Raw genomic sequence first — 16,927 nt, forward strand, 5'->3', positions numbered from 1 at the left:
CGGCTTCCTGGTCCGTAGCCGCTGCCTTTGACCGTCAGGGCAAGGCGATAGGCTGTGAGCCTCCCGCCAGGGACGAACGGGTCTGCCCTCCCGGCGGAGAGTCCTCGCGGGTGTATGGGTATAGAAGTTTTTGCCCTCTGGGAGGCCGGGACGGGTTTGCCTGCGGCGAACCCCCTGCGTCGTCGACCTCAAAGCAGCGATAAAAAATTTTTGACCCCATTTCTGAACAACTATACGGCGATGAAGGCTTCGCTGAGGATTTGTTGACAGATACATAGCCCCCTTTTTTCACAAATTTCATGTTTCTTCCTTCTTTTATCGTGTAGAATAGAAGGGAAGTGATACGAAGGAGGAATATCCATGCATCTGAAAAAATCTGCGGCGGCGCTGGCTCTGGGGCTTTCTCTGGCTCTGCCTCTGTCCGCTTTTGCTTTTGGCCATACCACTCTGCTCCGGCAGGATTATTCGGACGGGAAGGCGGCAGGCCAGGTGCCCTTTGTGGACGGGCTGAAGGAGGCCAATCTCCAGGCCAACCTGAACCACCTGATCAAGGAAAAGGCCAATGCCCTGGGGAAAGAAGCCGGGGGCAAGGCGGTGCTTTCTTATGAAGTGACCATGAACCGGCCCACCCTGTTCAGCATCATCCTGAAGGCGGAAGGGGACCGGACGGTGTATGCCGGCATGAACCTGGACGTAACCGGGGGGAAGGTCCTGGAAGACCAGGACCTTCTGTATACCAATTCCACGGAATATGCCCAGTATATCCAGGGGAAAAATTACGTGTTCGCCGAAGAGGGGATCCGGGTGGCTTCCCAGCCGGAAGGGCCCTTGGACACCACCATCCCTTATACGAAACTGCTGAAGGCCATCAACGTGGCGGAAGGGGCCCGGCTGCTTACCAGCTACAAACTGGACAGCAATGGGGAAGACATGACTCTGGACCTGAAGCCCGGTGAACTGGTGGCCCTGTACATGGATGCCAACCCCACCAGCGGCAACCAGTGGGTGATGGTGGACCAGAGCGCCCAGCCAGGGTTTGTAAACCTGGGCCATTCCTTTACCCTGCCCCTGCTGAATCCCACCGGCCAGGCAGGCTCTCCCGGGGTGACCATCCTGTTCGCCGGTTTCAGCCAGCCCGGTGACTACCAGATCAAAGCGGTCTACGCAAAAAAAATGACCGCCCCCTTAAGGGAGCGGGTGTTTCGGTTCAGGGTAAGGTAACGAAGCTGTTGCACGCATATTTTTCACGTGCAACAGCCCTTTTTTTTCACTTCCCAAAATACTCCTCATACACCCGTATCAGCTGGCGGGCGGTGGCGGCATCTCCGTAGCGGCAGATCCGGGCCACGTGGAGGGCTTTGCGGCCGAATCTTTCCGGCAGCAGGATCATCCCGTGCATGTTCCACTGGTAGATCCCATTGGGCATCCGGGACCGGAAGTAGTCCGCCAGGATTCCATCTTTGGGGTCGCACCGCTTTTCCAGGGTGTTCACGTTGCTGAATTCCCGGAACCGGTCCTGGTCGTCTGGATGGATGAAATTGCTGATGTAGTAGTCCCAGGCTTTGGGGCTGTCGAAGGTCCTCCCTGGCTGGAAGGGGGAGTTTTTGTACCAGAAGGCCAGGGGACGGGCCTCTTTTTTGTCCATATCCAGCAGGGTCACTGTGTTGTACAGTTCATAGACCCGGTCCTGGAGTCCCTGGAGTTTGTTTGCCTGGAGCCGGTCCATGGTGGTAGTGATGTTCTGGAGCCGGCATTTGTACAGGTAATAGTCATTGGCCTGGGCAATCAGGTGTATCTGGAGCCAGAAGAACTGTCTCTGACTCTGGAAGGTGACGGACCCTTTCTGGCCCGGTTCCGCTACCTGTTGGATGCAGGGGGCCAGGGTCTTCCACAAAAAGCTGTCCGGCCGGCTCATGTCTGCAGCCACGGCTTCCGGATTGGGGAAGCCCATGGACCGGGTCACCTTCTGATAGGCGCTGTTGGAAAAGAAGAATTGGAACTGGTGGCTGTCAGCCTGATCTTTTTTAAATTCCACCAGGGCCAGGGGACTGTCGGTGATCAGATTCACCCGGTCTGCCTCATCGAAATACCGGCGCATGGCGTCTGTTTCGTGGAACAGCCCCACTTTTTCTGCCACCCAGCGGGAATCCACCACTTCCAGGGGACGGCTGAACAGGAATCCCTGGAGCCGGTCGCAGCCGATGGAACGGAGGAATTCCGCATGGTCAGGGGTCTCTACTCCTTCCGCCAGGGTAAAGATGTCCAGCTCTTTGGCCATCCGGACCACATTTTTCACCACGGTCCGGGCCCGGTCAGTGAAACTGTCCAGAAAGGCCATGTCCAGCTTGATGGTGTCGAAACCATAGTCTTTCAGTACGTTCAAAGAAGAAAAGCCGCTGCCAAAGTCGTCCATCCAGATCTCGTAACCGGCGGACCGGAACTGGTCCAGCACCGGGGCAATGGAGCTCATGTCCTGGACAAAGACGCTTTCGGTGATTTCCAGAGCCAGCTGGCTGTGAGGGATGCCGGCCCGGTCCACCCGGCCGTTGATCTCTTCAAATAAATTGCAGGCAAAAAAGTCCAGCCGGGACAGGTTGAAGGAAACCGGCACCATGGCCATGCCTTCATCAGCCCGGGGATGGTAATGGGCGCAGATCTGGTCCACCATGCACAGGTCCAGCTTCTGGATGGTGCCGGATTTTTCCAGGGCAGGGATGAAGATGCCCGGGGAAATCAGCCCGTGGACCGGGTCCTGCCAACGGGCCAGGGCTTCGAAACCGCAGAGGGTATAGGACAGGCTCCGAACAATGGGCTGGAAATACAGTCGGATCCAGCCTTTGGCAATGGCTTCATCCAAATGGGCGCAGACGTACTCCTGGAGAGCGGTCCGGTCCGGGGTATGGAATTGGGAAGCACGGGTATCTGGAGCCATGAGGCACCTCTTTTCTTATTTTCTCACCGGACAGGACCGTCCAGGCTCCCCGCTAACGGAGCAATCCGGAAGAATCCTGTCCCTGCGCGCAAAACACTGTTATAAGTATATACGGACTGTAAAAAAATACAACAGATTTCTGCACTTTTCACAGAGTTTTTTTTAATTGTTCATGAGGGAACCGGGAGCCTCCTCCTTCTGGCCATCTCCGGAGGAATATGATAAAATAAAAAGTCATGGATTGTACGTATTCAGGGATCATCCCTGCTGGATCATAAAGGAGTCTCTAATGGAAAGAAAAGATATCGAACTGCTGTCCCCGGCAGGCACCTGGGAAGCTTTGGAAGCGGCTGTGTTTGCCGGTGCCGACGCGGTGTACCTGGGGGGCAGCCATTTTGGCGCCCGGGCCTATGCGGAAAACTTCGGACCGGAGGAAATGACCCGGGCCATCCGGTTCGCCCATCTCCACCGGGTAAAGATCTATGTAACGGTGAACACCCTGGTGGATGACGGGGAAATGCCTGATCTGGGGGAATACCTGTGCTTTTTGAGCAATATCGGGGTGGACGGGATCATCGTCCAGGACCTGGGGGTGATCCGGGTGGCCCGGCAGGTGGCGCCGGAACTGCCCCTTCACGCCAGTACCCAGATGACGGTGACCAATTCCGCCGGGGCTCTGTTTACATACCACAATGGTATGGAACAGGCGGTGATGGCCCGGGAAACCTCCCTGAAGGATCTGAAGACCATCTGTAATATCACCCCGGGCAAGATTGAAGGATTCATGCACGGAGCCCTGTGCGTGTGCTACAGCGGCCAGTGCCTCATGAGCAGTATGATCGGAGGCCGCAGCGGCAACCGGGGCCGGTGTGCCCAGCCCTGCCGGCTGCCCTACACTTTGGTGAACAAGGACGGGAAGGACCTGCTGGCCAAGGTGGATGCCGGCCATTACCTGCTGTCCCCCAAAGACCTGAACACCCTGGATGTGCTGCCCCAGCTGATCGAAACGGGGATCCATTCTTTCAAGATCGAAGGCCGGATGAAGCGGCCGGAATATGTGGCGGTGGTGACGGACATTTACCGCCGGGCCATTGACAGCTACCTGGCCGGCCATTATGAAGTGCCCCAGGAAGACCGGGATAACATCGAACAGATCTTCAACCGGGATTTCACCACTGCCTATATGGTGAACCGGCCTGGACGGACCATGATGAGCGACCGGCGGCCCAACAACCGGGGAGTGCTCCTGGGCCGGGTCCAGAGCCTTGCCAAGGATCATACCGCCGGCATCCTGAAGCTGGACCGGGACCTGCACCTGGGAGACGGACTGGAATTCTGGGTCAGCGTAGGGGGCCGGGTGGGCACCTCCGTGGAACATATGACCGTAAACGGGAAAGAGGTGCCGGTGGCCCGGGCAGGCAGCAGCGTCACCATTCCCGTACCCCGGGGAATCCGGCTCAACGACCGGGTGTTCCGGACCTATGACAATGAACTGATGCAGTATGCCGCCCAGTATTTTGGAGAAGACCACAAGAAACGGATCCCTCTGTATGCAGAAGTCACCGCTCGCCTGGGCCAGCCCATGGAAGTGAAAGTGACCGACGAAGAAGGGAATACCGGCTCTGCAAAAACCGGGTTCATTGTGGAAAAAGCCCGGAAACATGCCCTGGATGAAGCTGCGGTGAAAAAGCAGCTGGACCGGCTGGGGACCACGGAATTCTCCCTGGGAGAACTGGTCTGCCGCCTGGATGAAGGGGTCATGGTGCCCATGAGCGAAATCAACGAAGCCCGCCGGGCAGCCGTGGAAGAACTGACCCAGAAGCGGCTGGACGCCTTCCTGCCTCCCCGGAAAAAGGCTGTGTGGCACAGGGAAGTGCTCCGGCAGCGGGAAAACCACGGCACCCGGAAACACAGCCAGCTCAGCGTCCAGGTGGACACCCTGGAAAAGGCCAAAGTGGCCCTGGAAGCCGGAGCCGATGTGCTGCTGGTGGGAGGGGACAGCTACACCCTGCCTCTCCTTACCCTGGAAGATTACAGCACCATCAGAGGCTGGACCCGGGCCCGGGGGAAACAGTGGATGGCGGCCACCAGCCGGATCGTCAGCGAAGGCCAGCTGAAGTACTTCCGGAACGCCCTGGCCCAGTGGGCGGCTCTCCAGCCCGACGGGTTCCTGATCGCCAACAACGGGCTGGTGGAAATGGCCCAGGAGCTGGGGCTGCCTCTGTGGCTGGATTATGACATGAACGCCTACAACAGCCAGAGCATCCTGTTCTGGCAGGAACAGGGCTTTGCCGGGGTAACCCTGTCTCCGGAACTGACCCTCCAGCAGGTGGGGGCCCTGGTGAAGAAGAGCCCGCTCCCCATTGAGTGTCTGGCGGAAGGGGCCCTGGAAATGATGGTCAGCGAATACTGTGTGGAAGGGAGCTTCCTGGGGAACCTGCACAAAGGATCCTGCAGCTTCCACTGCAAAGAGCAGGGATTCCTGGAAGACCGGAAGAAGGAAAAGTTCCCTCTGAAGCAGGACCAGTTCGGCCGGATGCACGTGCTCAACGGCCATCCCTTGTCCATGCTGGCCAATGTGCCGGATATGGAAAAGGCCGGGATCGCCCGGCTGCGGATTGATGGCCGGGGCTATACCGCCGAAGAGCTGGGTGAACTGACCGCCCTGTACCGGGGCGTGCTGGACGGGGACACCAAAGTGGAAGAGAACCGGCCCCACACCACCCGGGGACATTATTTCAGAGGAGTTTTGTAAGCATGGGGAAATTTGCTGTCAATACATTGGAATTCGATAAAGTGAAGGCTCTCCTGGCGGACCAGGCAGGGACTTCTCTGGGCCGGAAACTGGCCCTGGACCTGGTGAGCTCCAGCCGGTTCGAACAGGTGAAACTGGCCCAGGAGGAAACTGCCGAAGCCGTCCAGCTGCTGGACGAAGGGAAACGGCTGCCCCTGGGGGGCATGACGGATATCAGTCCCCTGGTGAAACGGACCCGGGTAGGGAGCATCCTGGAGCCGGAAGACTTCAAGGCCATCGGAGACACCATCGACGGGCTCCGGCATCTGAAGCAGTTCCTGCTGGAAGACACGGAAAACGCTCCGGCCCTCCGGGATTATGGTCCCCAGCTGGGGGATTTCACCCGGCTGAGCAAGCAGCTGTCCAGCGCCCTGGATGAAAAGGGGAACATCAAGGATAACGCTTCCGTAAAGCTCCAGGGCCTGCGCACCGGGATCCTGGCGGCCAAGAACCGGGTGAAGGACAAACTCACCAATATCCTCCACGATCCCAACAACCAGAAATACTTCCAGGATGCCCTGGTGACCATGCGGGAAGACCGGTACGTAATCCCCATCAAACAGGAATACCGGCTGAACTTTCCCGGGGTGGTCCATGACCAGAGCGCCAGCGGGGCCACCTTGTTCGTGGAACCTATGGCAGTGGTGAACCTGAACAACGACATCAAGAAATACCGGCTGGAGGAACAGGCAGAAGTGGAACGGATCCTCCGGACTCTCACCGGCCATGTGGGCAGCGAGGCGGAAAACATCCTCAGCTCCCTGGAAGTGGCGGCCCAGGTGGATCTCATCGGTGCCAAGGCCGCCCTGGCCCAGAAGCTCCACTGCTGCCGGCCCATGATGATCCTCCAGCAGCGGCTGCGGATTACCCAGGGACGCCATCCTCTCCTGGACCAGGAAAAGGTGGTGCCTCTGGACATCAACCTGGGGGACGATTTCACCACCCTGCTGATCACCGGCCCTAATACCGGCGGGAAAACCGTGGCCTTAAAGACCGTGGGGGTGTTCGCCCTCATGGCCCAGGCAGGGATGTTCGTCCCGGCCAAAGAAGCCATCCTGCCGGTGTTCGGCGGGGTCTATGCGGATATCGGGGATGAACAGAGCATTGAACAGAGCCTGTCCACCTTCTCCGGCCATATGAAGAACATGATCTCCATTTTGGATGAAGTCCGGGAAGGGGACCTGGTGCTGGTGGACGAAGTGTGCGTAGGGACCGATCCCACCGAAGGGGCGGCCCTGGCCATGGCCATGATCGAGTACCTGTACAACAAAAAGGTGCTTACCATCATGACCACCCACTACAGCGAACTGAAGACCTTTGCCTATGAGCATGAGGGTATGGAAAACGCCAGTGTGGAATTCGATCCGGAAACCCTCCGGCCCACCTACAAGCTGCTCATGGGTGTGCCCGGCAGTTCCAACGCCTTCTACATCAGCAAACGGCTGGGGCTGCCCCAGGAGATCCTGGACGAAGCCAAGACCTTCATCGGAGAAGGCCACAGCAATATGGAACGGGTGCTCCAGAACCTGGAAGGGGAGCGCCGGGAATATGAAAGCCGGAAGGACGAAATCGCCTCCCTCCAGCGGGAAGCGGAATACCTGAAGAACGAACTGACCCGTCAGAAGCAGGACCTGGAAAAGAGCCGGAACGCCATTTTACGGAAGGCCCGGGAACAGGCGGACGAACTGTACCGGAACGCCCGGCGGGAATCCACTTCCATTTTGAAGGAACTGCGGGCCAACCAGGACATGGTGGAAAGCCGGAAGGTGGAACAGCTGGCGGAACTGTCCCGGAAGGTGCTGAACAAGAACTTCTCCATTGACGGGAAGCCCATGCCGGAAGGTCAGGGGCTCACCAGCGGCAATGCGGCGGTGGGCAAGAAGGTGTATGTGAAGAAGATCGGCCAGAGCGGCACCATTGTGGCCCTGAACGGCAAGGAAGTCACCGTGCGGATCGGGATCATGAAGATGAATCTGAAGCTGAAGGACTGCCTGCTGCTGAAGGAAGCGCCCAGCCAGCCCCGGAGCACCCACCGGACCCTGAAGAAGAGCACCAGCCAGGGCCACAACCTGTTTGTGAAGAAGGCCCAGGACGCCACGGTGCAGATCGATGTGCGGGGCAAGACCGTGGATGAAGCCATCCCCTATGTGGACAAGGCCATTGACGATGCCCTGCTGGCCGGGATGGACCGGTTCCGTCTGGTCCACGGGAAAGGCACCGGCATGCTGCGGAAAGGCCTCCTGGAATACCTGGACCAGCATCCCAATGTGCTGAAAACCGAAATGGCCCCCCTGAATGAAGGGGGATTCGGGGCCACCATTGTGTGGGTGAAATAAAAGCGCGGTGCCTGGGCGCCGCGCTGTCAACGGTCGGCGGCCGGAGGAGGAAACCCGCCGCTGGCGGGTTTCTTTGAAGGGAAACGCAGCCTTTGGCTGCTAACCCACCACCAGCCTGTCGGCTGGTCCCCCGCCCTTGCAAAGGGCGGATATACCCTCGGGCCGGCGCCTGTTGTTTTTTCAGTGCAAGCACAACAAATCGATGTCTTGTTATCCGGCTTTGGTAGAGGGGATATACCCTCGGGCCGGCGCCTGTTGCTTTTTCAGCGCAAGGGCGTCAGCCCGTATATTTTTTATCCGCCCTTTGCAAGGGCGGGGGACCGTTGCGCTTGCGCAATGGTGGTGGGTTAGCAGTCCTCAGGGCTGCGTTTCCCTTCAGGAGCATCTGCCTTTGGCAGATGCTCTCCTTCGTCCAGTGACCATTGACCGCTGACAAAAAAATCCTGCTGCAGGCTGCAGCAGGATTTTTTTTACTTCACCTCTTCCACCATCTTTGCCAGACGGCTCTGGAAGATGTCTCCCTGGGTGATGGCGCTGGCAGGCTTCCACCAGGCCAGAGAATCATTGGGATTGTTCAGGAAGGTCCGGCCGAAGGGGGTTCCGATATCCCGGGGAGAAGCCCAGGAAAACAGGGTCAGGTTGGGTTTGAACACCCCCAGCTGTTCCCCGGTGGGAGCCAGGGACCCGGTCATGGGCTGGACAATGGGCCGGAGGGGGATCTTCTGGACCTGGATGGGACGGGAGGGGGTTACAGGAGTGTAAACGGGAGTGGGAATGGGGCTGTGATTCTGGAAGCCGCCCACCGGCACCGTGGGCCGGGGCACAGGAGAGCCGATCCGCCCGGGTTTGGGCACCGGAATGGCCCCGGCCGCCAGCGCCGAACCGCAGACGGAAAAGGCCGTAAGGATGGTCAGGAAAAACCGTTTCCAAATGGATTGTTTCATGGGAATCACCTCTTTGGTCCTATTATAGCATATTGGAGGGGCTGATGCACAAAAGGGGGTACGGCGGTCCTGGGCAGGCTGCCCGCTCATCCGGTGGCTGGCGGCTCATTTTGCGGGCGGCCGGGCCTGCCGCCCCTACGGTTGGGCAGAGTCTCCCATCCTGCCGCCCACCTGGCCACTTAACCACCTGACCACTTGCGGGCGGCCGGGCCTGCCGCCCCTACGGGTTGGAGCAGAGTCTCCACCTAACCACTTAACCTCCTGGCTGTCTCCACATTTCGAACGATAGTGTAACTTATGTTATAAAAGTTCGATAAAACATTGACAGAGCCCCGGTCCGTTGATAGAATAGGAGTATAAATTATTGTGGTGGTTTGGCTCTGAGAAACTTGAACACTGGCTGTGCGGGCGGTATCAAGGGCCTTTTTTATTGGAGGTGCTCACGAATGAAAGCAGCAATTATCATGGGAAGCAATTCGGACTGGCCGGTGCTGGAACCTGCGGAAAAAACTCTGAAGGAATTCGGGGTAGAGGTGGAAGTAGTGGTGGCCAGCGCCCACCGGACTCCGGAATTGGTACAGGAATTCGCCGCCGGCGCCCGTGACCGGGGTGTGGAAGTCATCATTGCCGCCGCCGGTGCAGCGGCCCATCTGGGCGGATTCATCGCCGCCTTCACCACGGTGCCGGTGATCGGGATTCCCATCAACGCCACCCCTCTCAACGGGATGGATTCTCTCCTGAGCTTCGTGCAGATGCCTTCCGGCATTCCCGTGGCCACCATGGCCATCAACGGGGCTAAGAATGCCGCCATCTTCGCCGTGGAGATCCTGGCGGTGAAGTATCCGGAACTGGTGACCAAACTGGCGGAAGCCCGGGCCAAGATGAAGGAAGAAGTGAAAGCCAAAGGGGAAAAACTGGCTGCTGCCAGAGCCGCCGCTGCCAAAGCATAAGGAAACGGGAGGAACTATGGGGGACAAGTTTTTTGCGGAAGACAAGCTCCATGAAGAATGCGGGGTCTTCGGCATCTATTCCAAGAAAGACGACGTGGCACTGAATACCTACTGGGGGCTGTTCGCTCTCCAGCACAGAGGCCAGGAAAGCGCCGGCATCGCTGTCACCGACGGCCGGCACATGCACATCAAAAAGGGCATGGGACTGGTGAACGATGTGTTCAAGGACGGCCTGAAGGGCCTGGACGGCTGCATTGCCGCCGGCCATGTACGGTATTCCACCACCGGGGCCAGCATGCCCTACAATGTGCAGCCGCTGAAGGTGTTCTATGACGGGGGCAACCTGGCCCTCAGCCACAACGGCAACCTGACCAACGCCGCCCAGCTCCGGAAGGAACTGGCCAACGACGGGGTGGTGTTCCAGACCACCATCGACAGCGAAGTGGTGCTGAGCCTGATCGCCCGGAGCCGGAAAAAGACCCTGCCGGAACGGGTGGCGGAAGCGGCTGACACCATCCGGGGTGCCTTTGCCATCCTCATCATGAACGATGACCAGCTGATCGCCTTCCGGGATCCCTACGGCTTCCGGCCTCTGTGCCTGGGCCGGCTGGACCACGGCTGGGTGGTGGCCAGTGAAACCTGCGCTCTGGATCTGGTGGGGGCCCACTATGTGCGGGACGTGAAGCCCGGGGAAATGATCGTCATCGACAACGAGGAAACAGAACCCAAAAGCATCATGTACAGCACCCACAAACCGGCCCACTGTGCCCACTGTATTTTCGAATACGTGTATTTCGCCCGTCCCGACAGCATCATCGACGGGGAAAGCGTATACCAGGCCCGTCTGAACATGGGACGGATCCTGGCCCGGGAAACCAGGGGGATCAAGGCGGATGTGGTGATTTCCGTGCCCGATTCCGGCACCCCTGCAGCCATCGGCTACGGCCTGGAAGCCGGGATCCCCTTTGTGGAAGGGCTCACCAAGAACAAATACATCGGCCGGACCTTCATCCAGCCCACCCAGAAACAGCGCCTCAATGCGGTGCGGCTGAAACTGAACGCCAACCGGAGCCTGGTGGAAGGGAAATCCGTGGTGATGGTGGATGACTCCATCGTCCGGGGCACCACCAGCGGCAAGATCGTCCAGCTGCTCCGGGATGCGGGAGCCACGGCGGTGCACGTGTGCATCAGTTCGCCCCCTGTAATGGATTCCTGCTTCTACGGCATCGACACTTCCGAACGGAAAGAACTGATCGCCGCCAGCAAGACGGAAGAAGAGATCCGCCAGTACATCAAGGCGGACAGCCTCCATTACATTACCATGGAAGGACTCCGGGCCAGCCTGTCCGTGCTGAAACCCGATGATATGTGCTATGCCTGCTTCAATTCCCATTATCCGGATGGAGCAGATAAAGAAATGAAAAAAGGATCCAAATTACAGTTTGAACTGGGTTGCTAAGGAGGAAACAGCGTGAGCGAGAAAAAGGTCATTACATACGCAGATGCAGGGGTGGATATCGACGCCGGCAACAAAGCCGTGGAACTGATGAAGGACAGCGTCCGGGCCACCTACCGTCCGGAAGTCATCGGGGACCTGGGGGGCTTCGGGGGCCTGTTTGCCCTGGGGAACAAATACCAGGATCCGGTGCTGGTTTCCGGTACCGACGGTGTGGGCACCAAGCTGAAGATCGCCTTTATGATGGACCGTCACGACACCATCGGCCAGGACGCCGTGGCCATGTGCGTCAATGATATCCTGGTCCAGGGGGCGGAACCTCTGTTCTTCCTGGATTACATCGCCACCGCCAAGGTGGAATCCCAGAAAATCGCCGACATCGTCAAAGGGGTGGCCAATGCCTGCAAGGAAAGCGGCTGTGCCCTGATCGGCGGGGAAACCGCTGAAATGGCCGGGTTCTATGCCAAGGACGAATACGACATCGCCGGCTTCAGCGTAGGCGTGGTGGAACGGAGCAAGATGATCACCGGGGACAAGGTGAAGGCCGGGGACGTCCTCCTGGGTCTGCCTTCCACCGGGGTCCATTCCAACGGGTTCTCCCTGGTACGGAAAATCTGCTTCGAAGCTCAGGGCTTCACGGTGGACACCTACATTCCGGAATTCGGCAAAACCCTGGGTGAGGAACTGCTGACTCCCACCCGGCTGTATCCCCGGACCATCCTGCCCATGATCAAAAAATTCGATCTCCACGGTATGGTCCACATCACCGGGGGCGGCTTCTATGACAACATTCCCCGGATCCTGCCGGAAAACTGTGACGCGGAAGTCCATGCAGACGCCTGGGAAGTGCCCGCTGTGTTCAAAAAGCTCCAGGAATGGGGCAATGTTCCGGTGAAGGAAATGTACCGGACCTTCAACATGGGGGTTGGCATGGTGCTGGTGGTGGATCCTTCCGAAGCCGACGCCGTCCGGGCTCATCTGAAAGAAAACGGGGAAACCTTCTACGAACTGGGCCATGTGGTGCCCGGCACCAAAAAGACCGTGATGAAAGGCGGGGTTTTCGGTGACTAAACGGAAAATCGGGGTACTGGTCAGCGGCCGGGGAAGCAATTTCCAGGCCGTGGCCGACAAAATCAAAAAAGAAAACCTGCCCATCGAAATCGCCGTGGTGATCAGCGACAGTCCGGAAGCCTATGCCCTCCAGCGGGCGGAAAAGATGGGGATCCCTCACTGCGCCATTGCCCGTCAGGATTTTGTGGACAAGGCTTCCTTCGAAGCCGCCATTGACAAGACACTCCGGGAAGCAGGGGTGGAACTGGTGGTGCTGGCCGGATTCATGCGGATCCTCAGCGGGGATTTCGTGAATTCCTGGTACCACAAGATCATCAACATCCATCCGGCCCTGCTGCCGTCCTTTACGGGACTGGATGCCCAGGGACAGGCCCTGAACTACGGGGTGAAGATCGCCGGCTGCACCGTCCACTTTGTGGATGCAGGGATGGATACCGGCCCCATCATCATGCAGGCCGCCGTACCTGTGCTGGACGAAGATACCCATGACACCCTGGCCGCCCGGATCCTGGTCCAGGAACATACCATCCTGCCGGAAGTGGTGAAGCTGTGGGCGGAAGACCGGCTGACCGTAAACGGCCGGAAAGTGAAAATCCGTAAATAAGGAGAAGAATCCATGCTGAAAATTCGCAGAGCATTACTGAGCGTTTCTGACAAGACCGGCATTGTGAAGCTGGGCTATTTCCTGAACAACAATGGGGTGGAAATCATCTCCACCGGCGGCACCATGAAGGTGCTGAAGGAAGCTGGCGTGCCGGTGACCTACGTAAGCGACGTAACCGGGACCCCGGAAATGATGGACGGCCGGGTAAAGACCCTGAATCCCAAGATCCATGGGGGCATCCTGGCTGTGCGCAGCAATCCCAAACATATGGAAGACATGAAGAAGAACGGGATCCAGCCCATTGACCTGGTGGTGGTGAACCTGTATCCCTTCCAGCAGACCATTGCCAAGCCGGATGTAACCGAAGCCGAAGCCATCGAAAACATCGACATCGGCGGTCCGGCCATGGTCCGGGCTTCTGCCAAGAACTTCCACGATGTGGTGATCATCACCAATCCGGACCGGTATGAAGACCTGATCCACCTGCTGAAGGAAAAAGGGGACATCGATCTCCACACCCGGAAAATGCTGGCCCAGGAAGCCTTTGCCCATACGGCGGAATACGATACGGCCATTGCAGCCTATCTGAAGAAGCAGCTGGACAGCGAAAAATAAGGGAGGCCTTAGCATGCAGGTACTGGTAATTGGCGGCGGCGGCCGGGAACATACCCTGGTCTGGAAGCTGGCCCAAAGCAAAAAGGTGACGAAACTCTACGCAGCCCCCGGGAATCCGGGCATGAAGGACCTGGCGGAATGTGTGAACCTGGACATTACGGATCTGAACGGTTTGGCGGACTGGGCGGAAAAGCACGCCATCGATCTGACGGTGGTGGGGCCGGAAGCTCCTCTGGTGGCCGGCATCGTGGATGTGTTCAACGCCCGGGGTCTGACCATTTTCGGGCCCAGTGCCAAAGCGGCGGAAATCGAAGGCTCCAAGATCTTCTCCAAGGAACTGATGGAGAAGTACGGAGTGCCCACCGCCTTCTTTAAAGTATGCGACAACCTGGCAGATGCCAGAGCCTTTGTGGAAGAAAAAGGCGCCCCCATTGTGATCAAGGCAGACGGCCTGGCTGCCGGCAAAGGGGTCGTGGTGGCCATGACCAAGGACGAAGCCCTGGATGCCCTGGATGAAATGATGGGTGCCCACAAGTTCGGCAGCGCCGGCAACCGGGTGGTCATCGAAGAGTTCATGGAAGGGGAGGAAGCCTCCCTCCTGGCCTTCACCGACGGGAAGACTATTGTGCCCATGCTGGCTGCCCAGGACCATAAACGGGTGAACGACGGAGACCAGGGGCCCAACACCGGGGGCATGGGGGCTTACTGCCCGGCACCGGTAATGACCGACGCCCTGAAGGAAAAGACCGTGAAGGAAGTGCTGCGGCCCATTGTGGACGCCCTGGCCAAGGAAGGACGGCCTTATTCCGGCTGCCTGTACGCCGGTCTCATGATTAAAGGGGACAGCGTGAAGGTGGTGGAATTCAACGCCCGGTTCGGGGATCCGGAAACCCAGGTGGTGCTGCCCCTGCTGAAAAGCGACCTGGCAGAGATCATGGTGGCTTGCGCCAAAGGCACCCTGAAGCCTGAAATGGTGGAATGGAGCGACAAGTCCGCCGTGTGCGTGGTCATGGCCAGCGGCGGCTATCCCGGATCCTACAAAAAGGGTCTGCCCATTACCGGCCTGAAGGCTGCAGGAGCCATGGAAGACGTGGTGGTGTTCCACGCCGGCACCCGGGAAGAGGACGGGAAGATCCTCACCAACGGAGGCCGTGTGCTGGGAGTCACTGCTGTGGCTGACAGCATCCCTGCCGCCCAGCAGAAAGCCTATGACGCGGTGGACAAGATCCACTTCGACGGGGCCCATTTCCGCCAGGACATTGCCTGGAGAGCCCTCCGCCGGCTGAAGACGAAATAAGATGATGTTACAGACCGCAGAAGTATTCCAGCCCCTGCGGTCTGTTTCCGTAACAGATAGACTTCTGAAGGAAAAGACCAGAAAAACCTGTTGCATTTGTGACAGACTGGTGCTAAAATGAGAAAAATATTTCAAAGGGGGATATACAATGGCTTTTATCTATGATGAACCTGCCCATACTTTCAGCGAGTATCTTTTAGTTCCTGGATATTCTTCCAGCGAATGCATTCCGGCAAATGTGAGTCTGAAGACTCCGCTGGTGAAATTTAAAAAGGGTGAAGAACCGGCTCTGACCCTGAATATTCCCCTGGTTTCCGCTATCATGCAGTCCGTTTCCGACGACAACATGGCCATCGCCCTGTCCCGGGAAGGGGGCATCTCCTTTATCTACGGGTCTCAGACCATCGAAAGCGAAGCCGCCATGGTGGCCCGGGTCAAGAGCTTCAAGGCCGGGTTCGTGGTCAGCGATTCCAACCTGCGTCCGGACAGCACCCTGGCCGATGTACTGGCTCTGAAGGAAAAAACCGGTCACAGCACCATGGCTGTTACCAGCGACGGCAGCAAGAACGGCCATCTGGAAGGGATCGTTACCAGCCGTGACTACCGGATCAGCCGGATGAACATGGAAGATCAGGTCAAGAACTTCATGACTCCGGTGGCTGACATGGTGGTCGGCAGCAGCGACATCACCCTGAAACAGGCCAACGATATTATCTGGGAACACAAACTGAACACCCTGCCCATTATCGACAAAGAGGGCAACCTGATGTACATGGTGTTCCGGAAAGACTATTCCACCCACAAACAGTATCCCCTGGAACTGCTGGATAGCCAGAAACGCCACGTGGTAGGCGCCGGCATCAACACCCGTGACTACGAACAGCGGGTACCGGCCCTGGTGGATGCCGGTGCAGATGTACTGTGCATCGACTCTTCCGAAGGCTACAGCGAATGGCAGAAACGGACCCTGAAATGGATCCGGGACAAATACGGTGATTCCGTCAAGGTAGGGGCCGGCAACGTGGTTGACGCGGAAGGCTTCCGGTTCCTGGCAGAATGCGGTGCTGACTTTGTGAAGATCGGTATCGGCGGCGGCTCCATCTGCATCACCCGGGAACAGAAGGGGATCGGCCGGGGCCAGGCTACTGCCGTTATCGAAGTGGCCAAGGCCCGGGACGAATACTACAAGGAAACCGGCATCTATGTGCCCATCTGCTCCGACGGCGGTATCGTGTACGACTACCACATGACCCTGGCTCTGGCCATGGGCGCCGACTTCCTGATGCTGGGCCGGTATTTCGCCCGGTTCGACGAATCCCCCACCAACAAGGTGAACATCAACGGCACCTACATGAAGGAATACTGGGGCGAAGGTTCCGCCCGTGCCCGGAACTGGCAGCGGTATGACCTGGGCGGGGACAAGAAGCTGTCCTTCGAAGAAGGGGTGGATTCCTACGTTCCTTACGCCGGCGGCCTGAAAGACAACGTGAACCTGACCATCTCCAAGATGCGGTCCACCATGTGCAACTGCGGGGCTCTCACCATCCCCGAACTGCAGAAAAAGGCCAAACTGACCCTGGTATCCGCCACCAGCCTGGTGGAAGGCGGGGCACACGATGTGCTGCTGAAAGAGAATTCTTCTTCCAATTATCCGAAATGATGCGGGTGAAAGGGCTGTTGCGTGAGCAACAGCCCTTTTTTGTCAACGGTCAACAGCCGGATGAAAAAATTTGCAGGCAAATTTTTGTTGAATGGAGAAAACCGGCGGCCGGGAAGGGCGTGCCTTCGGCGCGCCCCTACGCCGTCAGAGTCGGAGTGTGGGAGAACAACGGGTCCTGCGGACCGAAGAAAATCCCCTGACTCCAACGGTGTAGGGGCTTGCCGCAGGCGAGCCCTTCCCGGCCGCCCGGAGGGCTGTGTTCAAAGGC

The 16,927-nt window shown here is 58.3% G+C and carries 12 protein-coding genes; 10 read left to right on the forward strand and 2 right to left on the reverse strand.

Features of this window, described 5'->3' with window-relative positions; translation table 11 throughout:
• Positions 1-360: 360 nt before the first annotated feature.
• Entirely contained in the window at positions 361-1,221 is an 861-nt protein-coding gene (locus ACZOF8_RS09615; protein WP_302158042.1) for a protease inhibitor I42 family protein, read from the forward strand.
• Positions 1,222-1,267: 46 nt separating this feature from the next.
• Here the strand turns inward: ACZOF8_RS09615 and ACZOF8_RS09620 are convergent, their stop codons facing one another.
• Entirely contained in the window at positions 1,268-2,932 is a 1,665-nt protein-coding gene (locus ACZOF8_RS09620; protein WP_487426846.1) for an EAL domain-containing protein, read from the reverse strand.
• A 289-nt stretch (positions 2,933-3,221) separates the two neighbouring features.
• On the opposite strand from ACZOF8_RS09620, the gene ACZOF8_RS09625 reads away from it, so the two are divergent.
• The gene (locus tag ACZOF8_RS09625; protein WP_487426847.1) at positions 3,222-5,687 is read left to right on the forward strand and encodes a U32 family peptidase; all 2,466 of its coding nucleotides are present in this window, start codon (positions 3,222-3,224) and stop codon (positions 5,685-5,687) included.
• Positions 5,688-5,689: 2 nt separating this feature from the next.
• Positions 5,690-8,062 (forward strand): endonuclease MutS2, encoded by a 2,373-nt coding sequence (locus ACZOF8_RS09630; RefSeq protein ID WP_487426848.1) that lies wholly within the window; start codon positions 5,690-5,692, stop codon positions 8,060-8,062.
• A gap of 470 nt (positions 8,063-8,532) precedes the next feature.
• Here the strand turns inward: ACZOF8_RS09630 and ACZOF8_RS09635 are convergent, their stop codons facing one another.
• A complete protein-coding gene (locus tag ACZOF8_RS09635) occupies positions 8,533-9,006 on the reverse strand; it encodes a hypothetical protein (RefSeq protein WP_487426850.1) in 474 nt (157 codons plus the stop codon).
• Between the two features lie 446 nt (positions 9,007-9,452).
• Here ACZOF8_RS09635 and purE point away from each other — a divergent pair, with 446 nt between their 5' ends.
• The 7 genes from purE (at position 9,453) to ACZOF8_RS09670 (ending at position 16,659) form a co-directional block, all read left to right on the forward strand.
• On the forward strand, positions 9,453-9,956 hold the full coding sequence (gene purE, locus ACZOF8_RS09640; protein ID WP_022486986.1) for a 5-(carboxyamino)imidazole ribonucleotide mutase: 504 nt from the start codon (positions 9,453-9,455) through the stop codon (positions 9,954-9,956).
• Positions 9,957-9,972: 16 nt separating this feature from the next.
• On the forward strand, positions 9,973-11,415 hold the full coding sequence (gene purF / locus ACZOF8_RS09645) for an amidophosphoribosyltransferase (RefSeq protein ID WP_022486987.1): 1,443 nt from the start codon (positions 9,973-9,975) through the stop codon (positions 11,413-11,415).
• A 12-nt stretch (positions 11,416-11,427) separates the two neighbouring features.
• Positions 11,428-12,483, forward strand: a complete 1,056-nt coding sequence (gene purM, locus ACZOF8_RS09650; protein ID WP_022486988.1) for a phosphoribosylformylglycinamidine cyclo-ligase — start codon at positions 11,428-11,430, stop codon at positions 12,481-12,483.
• Positions 12,476-13,087 carry a phosphoribosylglycinamide formyltransferase gene (gene purN / locus ACZOF8_RS09655; protein ID WP_022486989.1) on the forward strand — a complete coding sequence of 204 codons (612 nt, stop codon included), beginning with the start codon at positions 12,476-12,478 and terminating at the stop codon, positions 13,085-13,087. The genes purM and purN overlap by 8 nt, the downstream gene beginning before the upstream one ends.
• A gap of 15 nt (positions 13,088-13,102) precedes the next feature.
• Complete coding sequence (locus ACZOF8_RS09660) at positions 13,103-13,702, forward strand: IMP cyclohydrolase (RefSeq protein ID WP_441369188.1); 600 nt, start codon at positions 13,103-13,105, stop codon at positions 13,700-13,702.
• Between the two features lie 13 nt (positions 13,703-13,715).
• Positions 13,716-14,999, forward strand: coding sequence for a phosphoribosylamine--glycine ligase (gene purD / locus ACZOF8_RS09665; RefSeq protein ID WP_022486991.1), 1,284 nt, complete (start codon positions 13,716-13,718; stop codon positions 14,997-14,999).
• A 148-nt stretch (positions 15,000-15,147) separates the two neighbouring features.
• Complete coding sequence (locus ACZOF8_RS09670; protein WP_487426852.1) at positions 15,148-16,659, forward strand: IMP dehydrogenase; 1,512 nt, start codon at positions 15,148-15,150, stop codon at positions 16,657-16,659.
• The last annotated feature ends 268 nt before the right edge of the window (positions 16,660-16,927 follow it).

The organism is Acidaminococcus sp. (assembly GCF_057597765.1).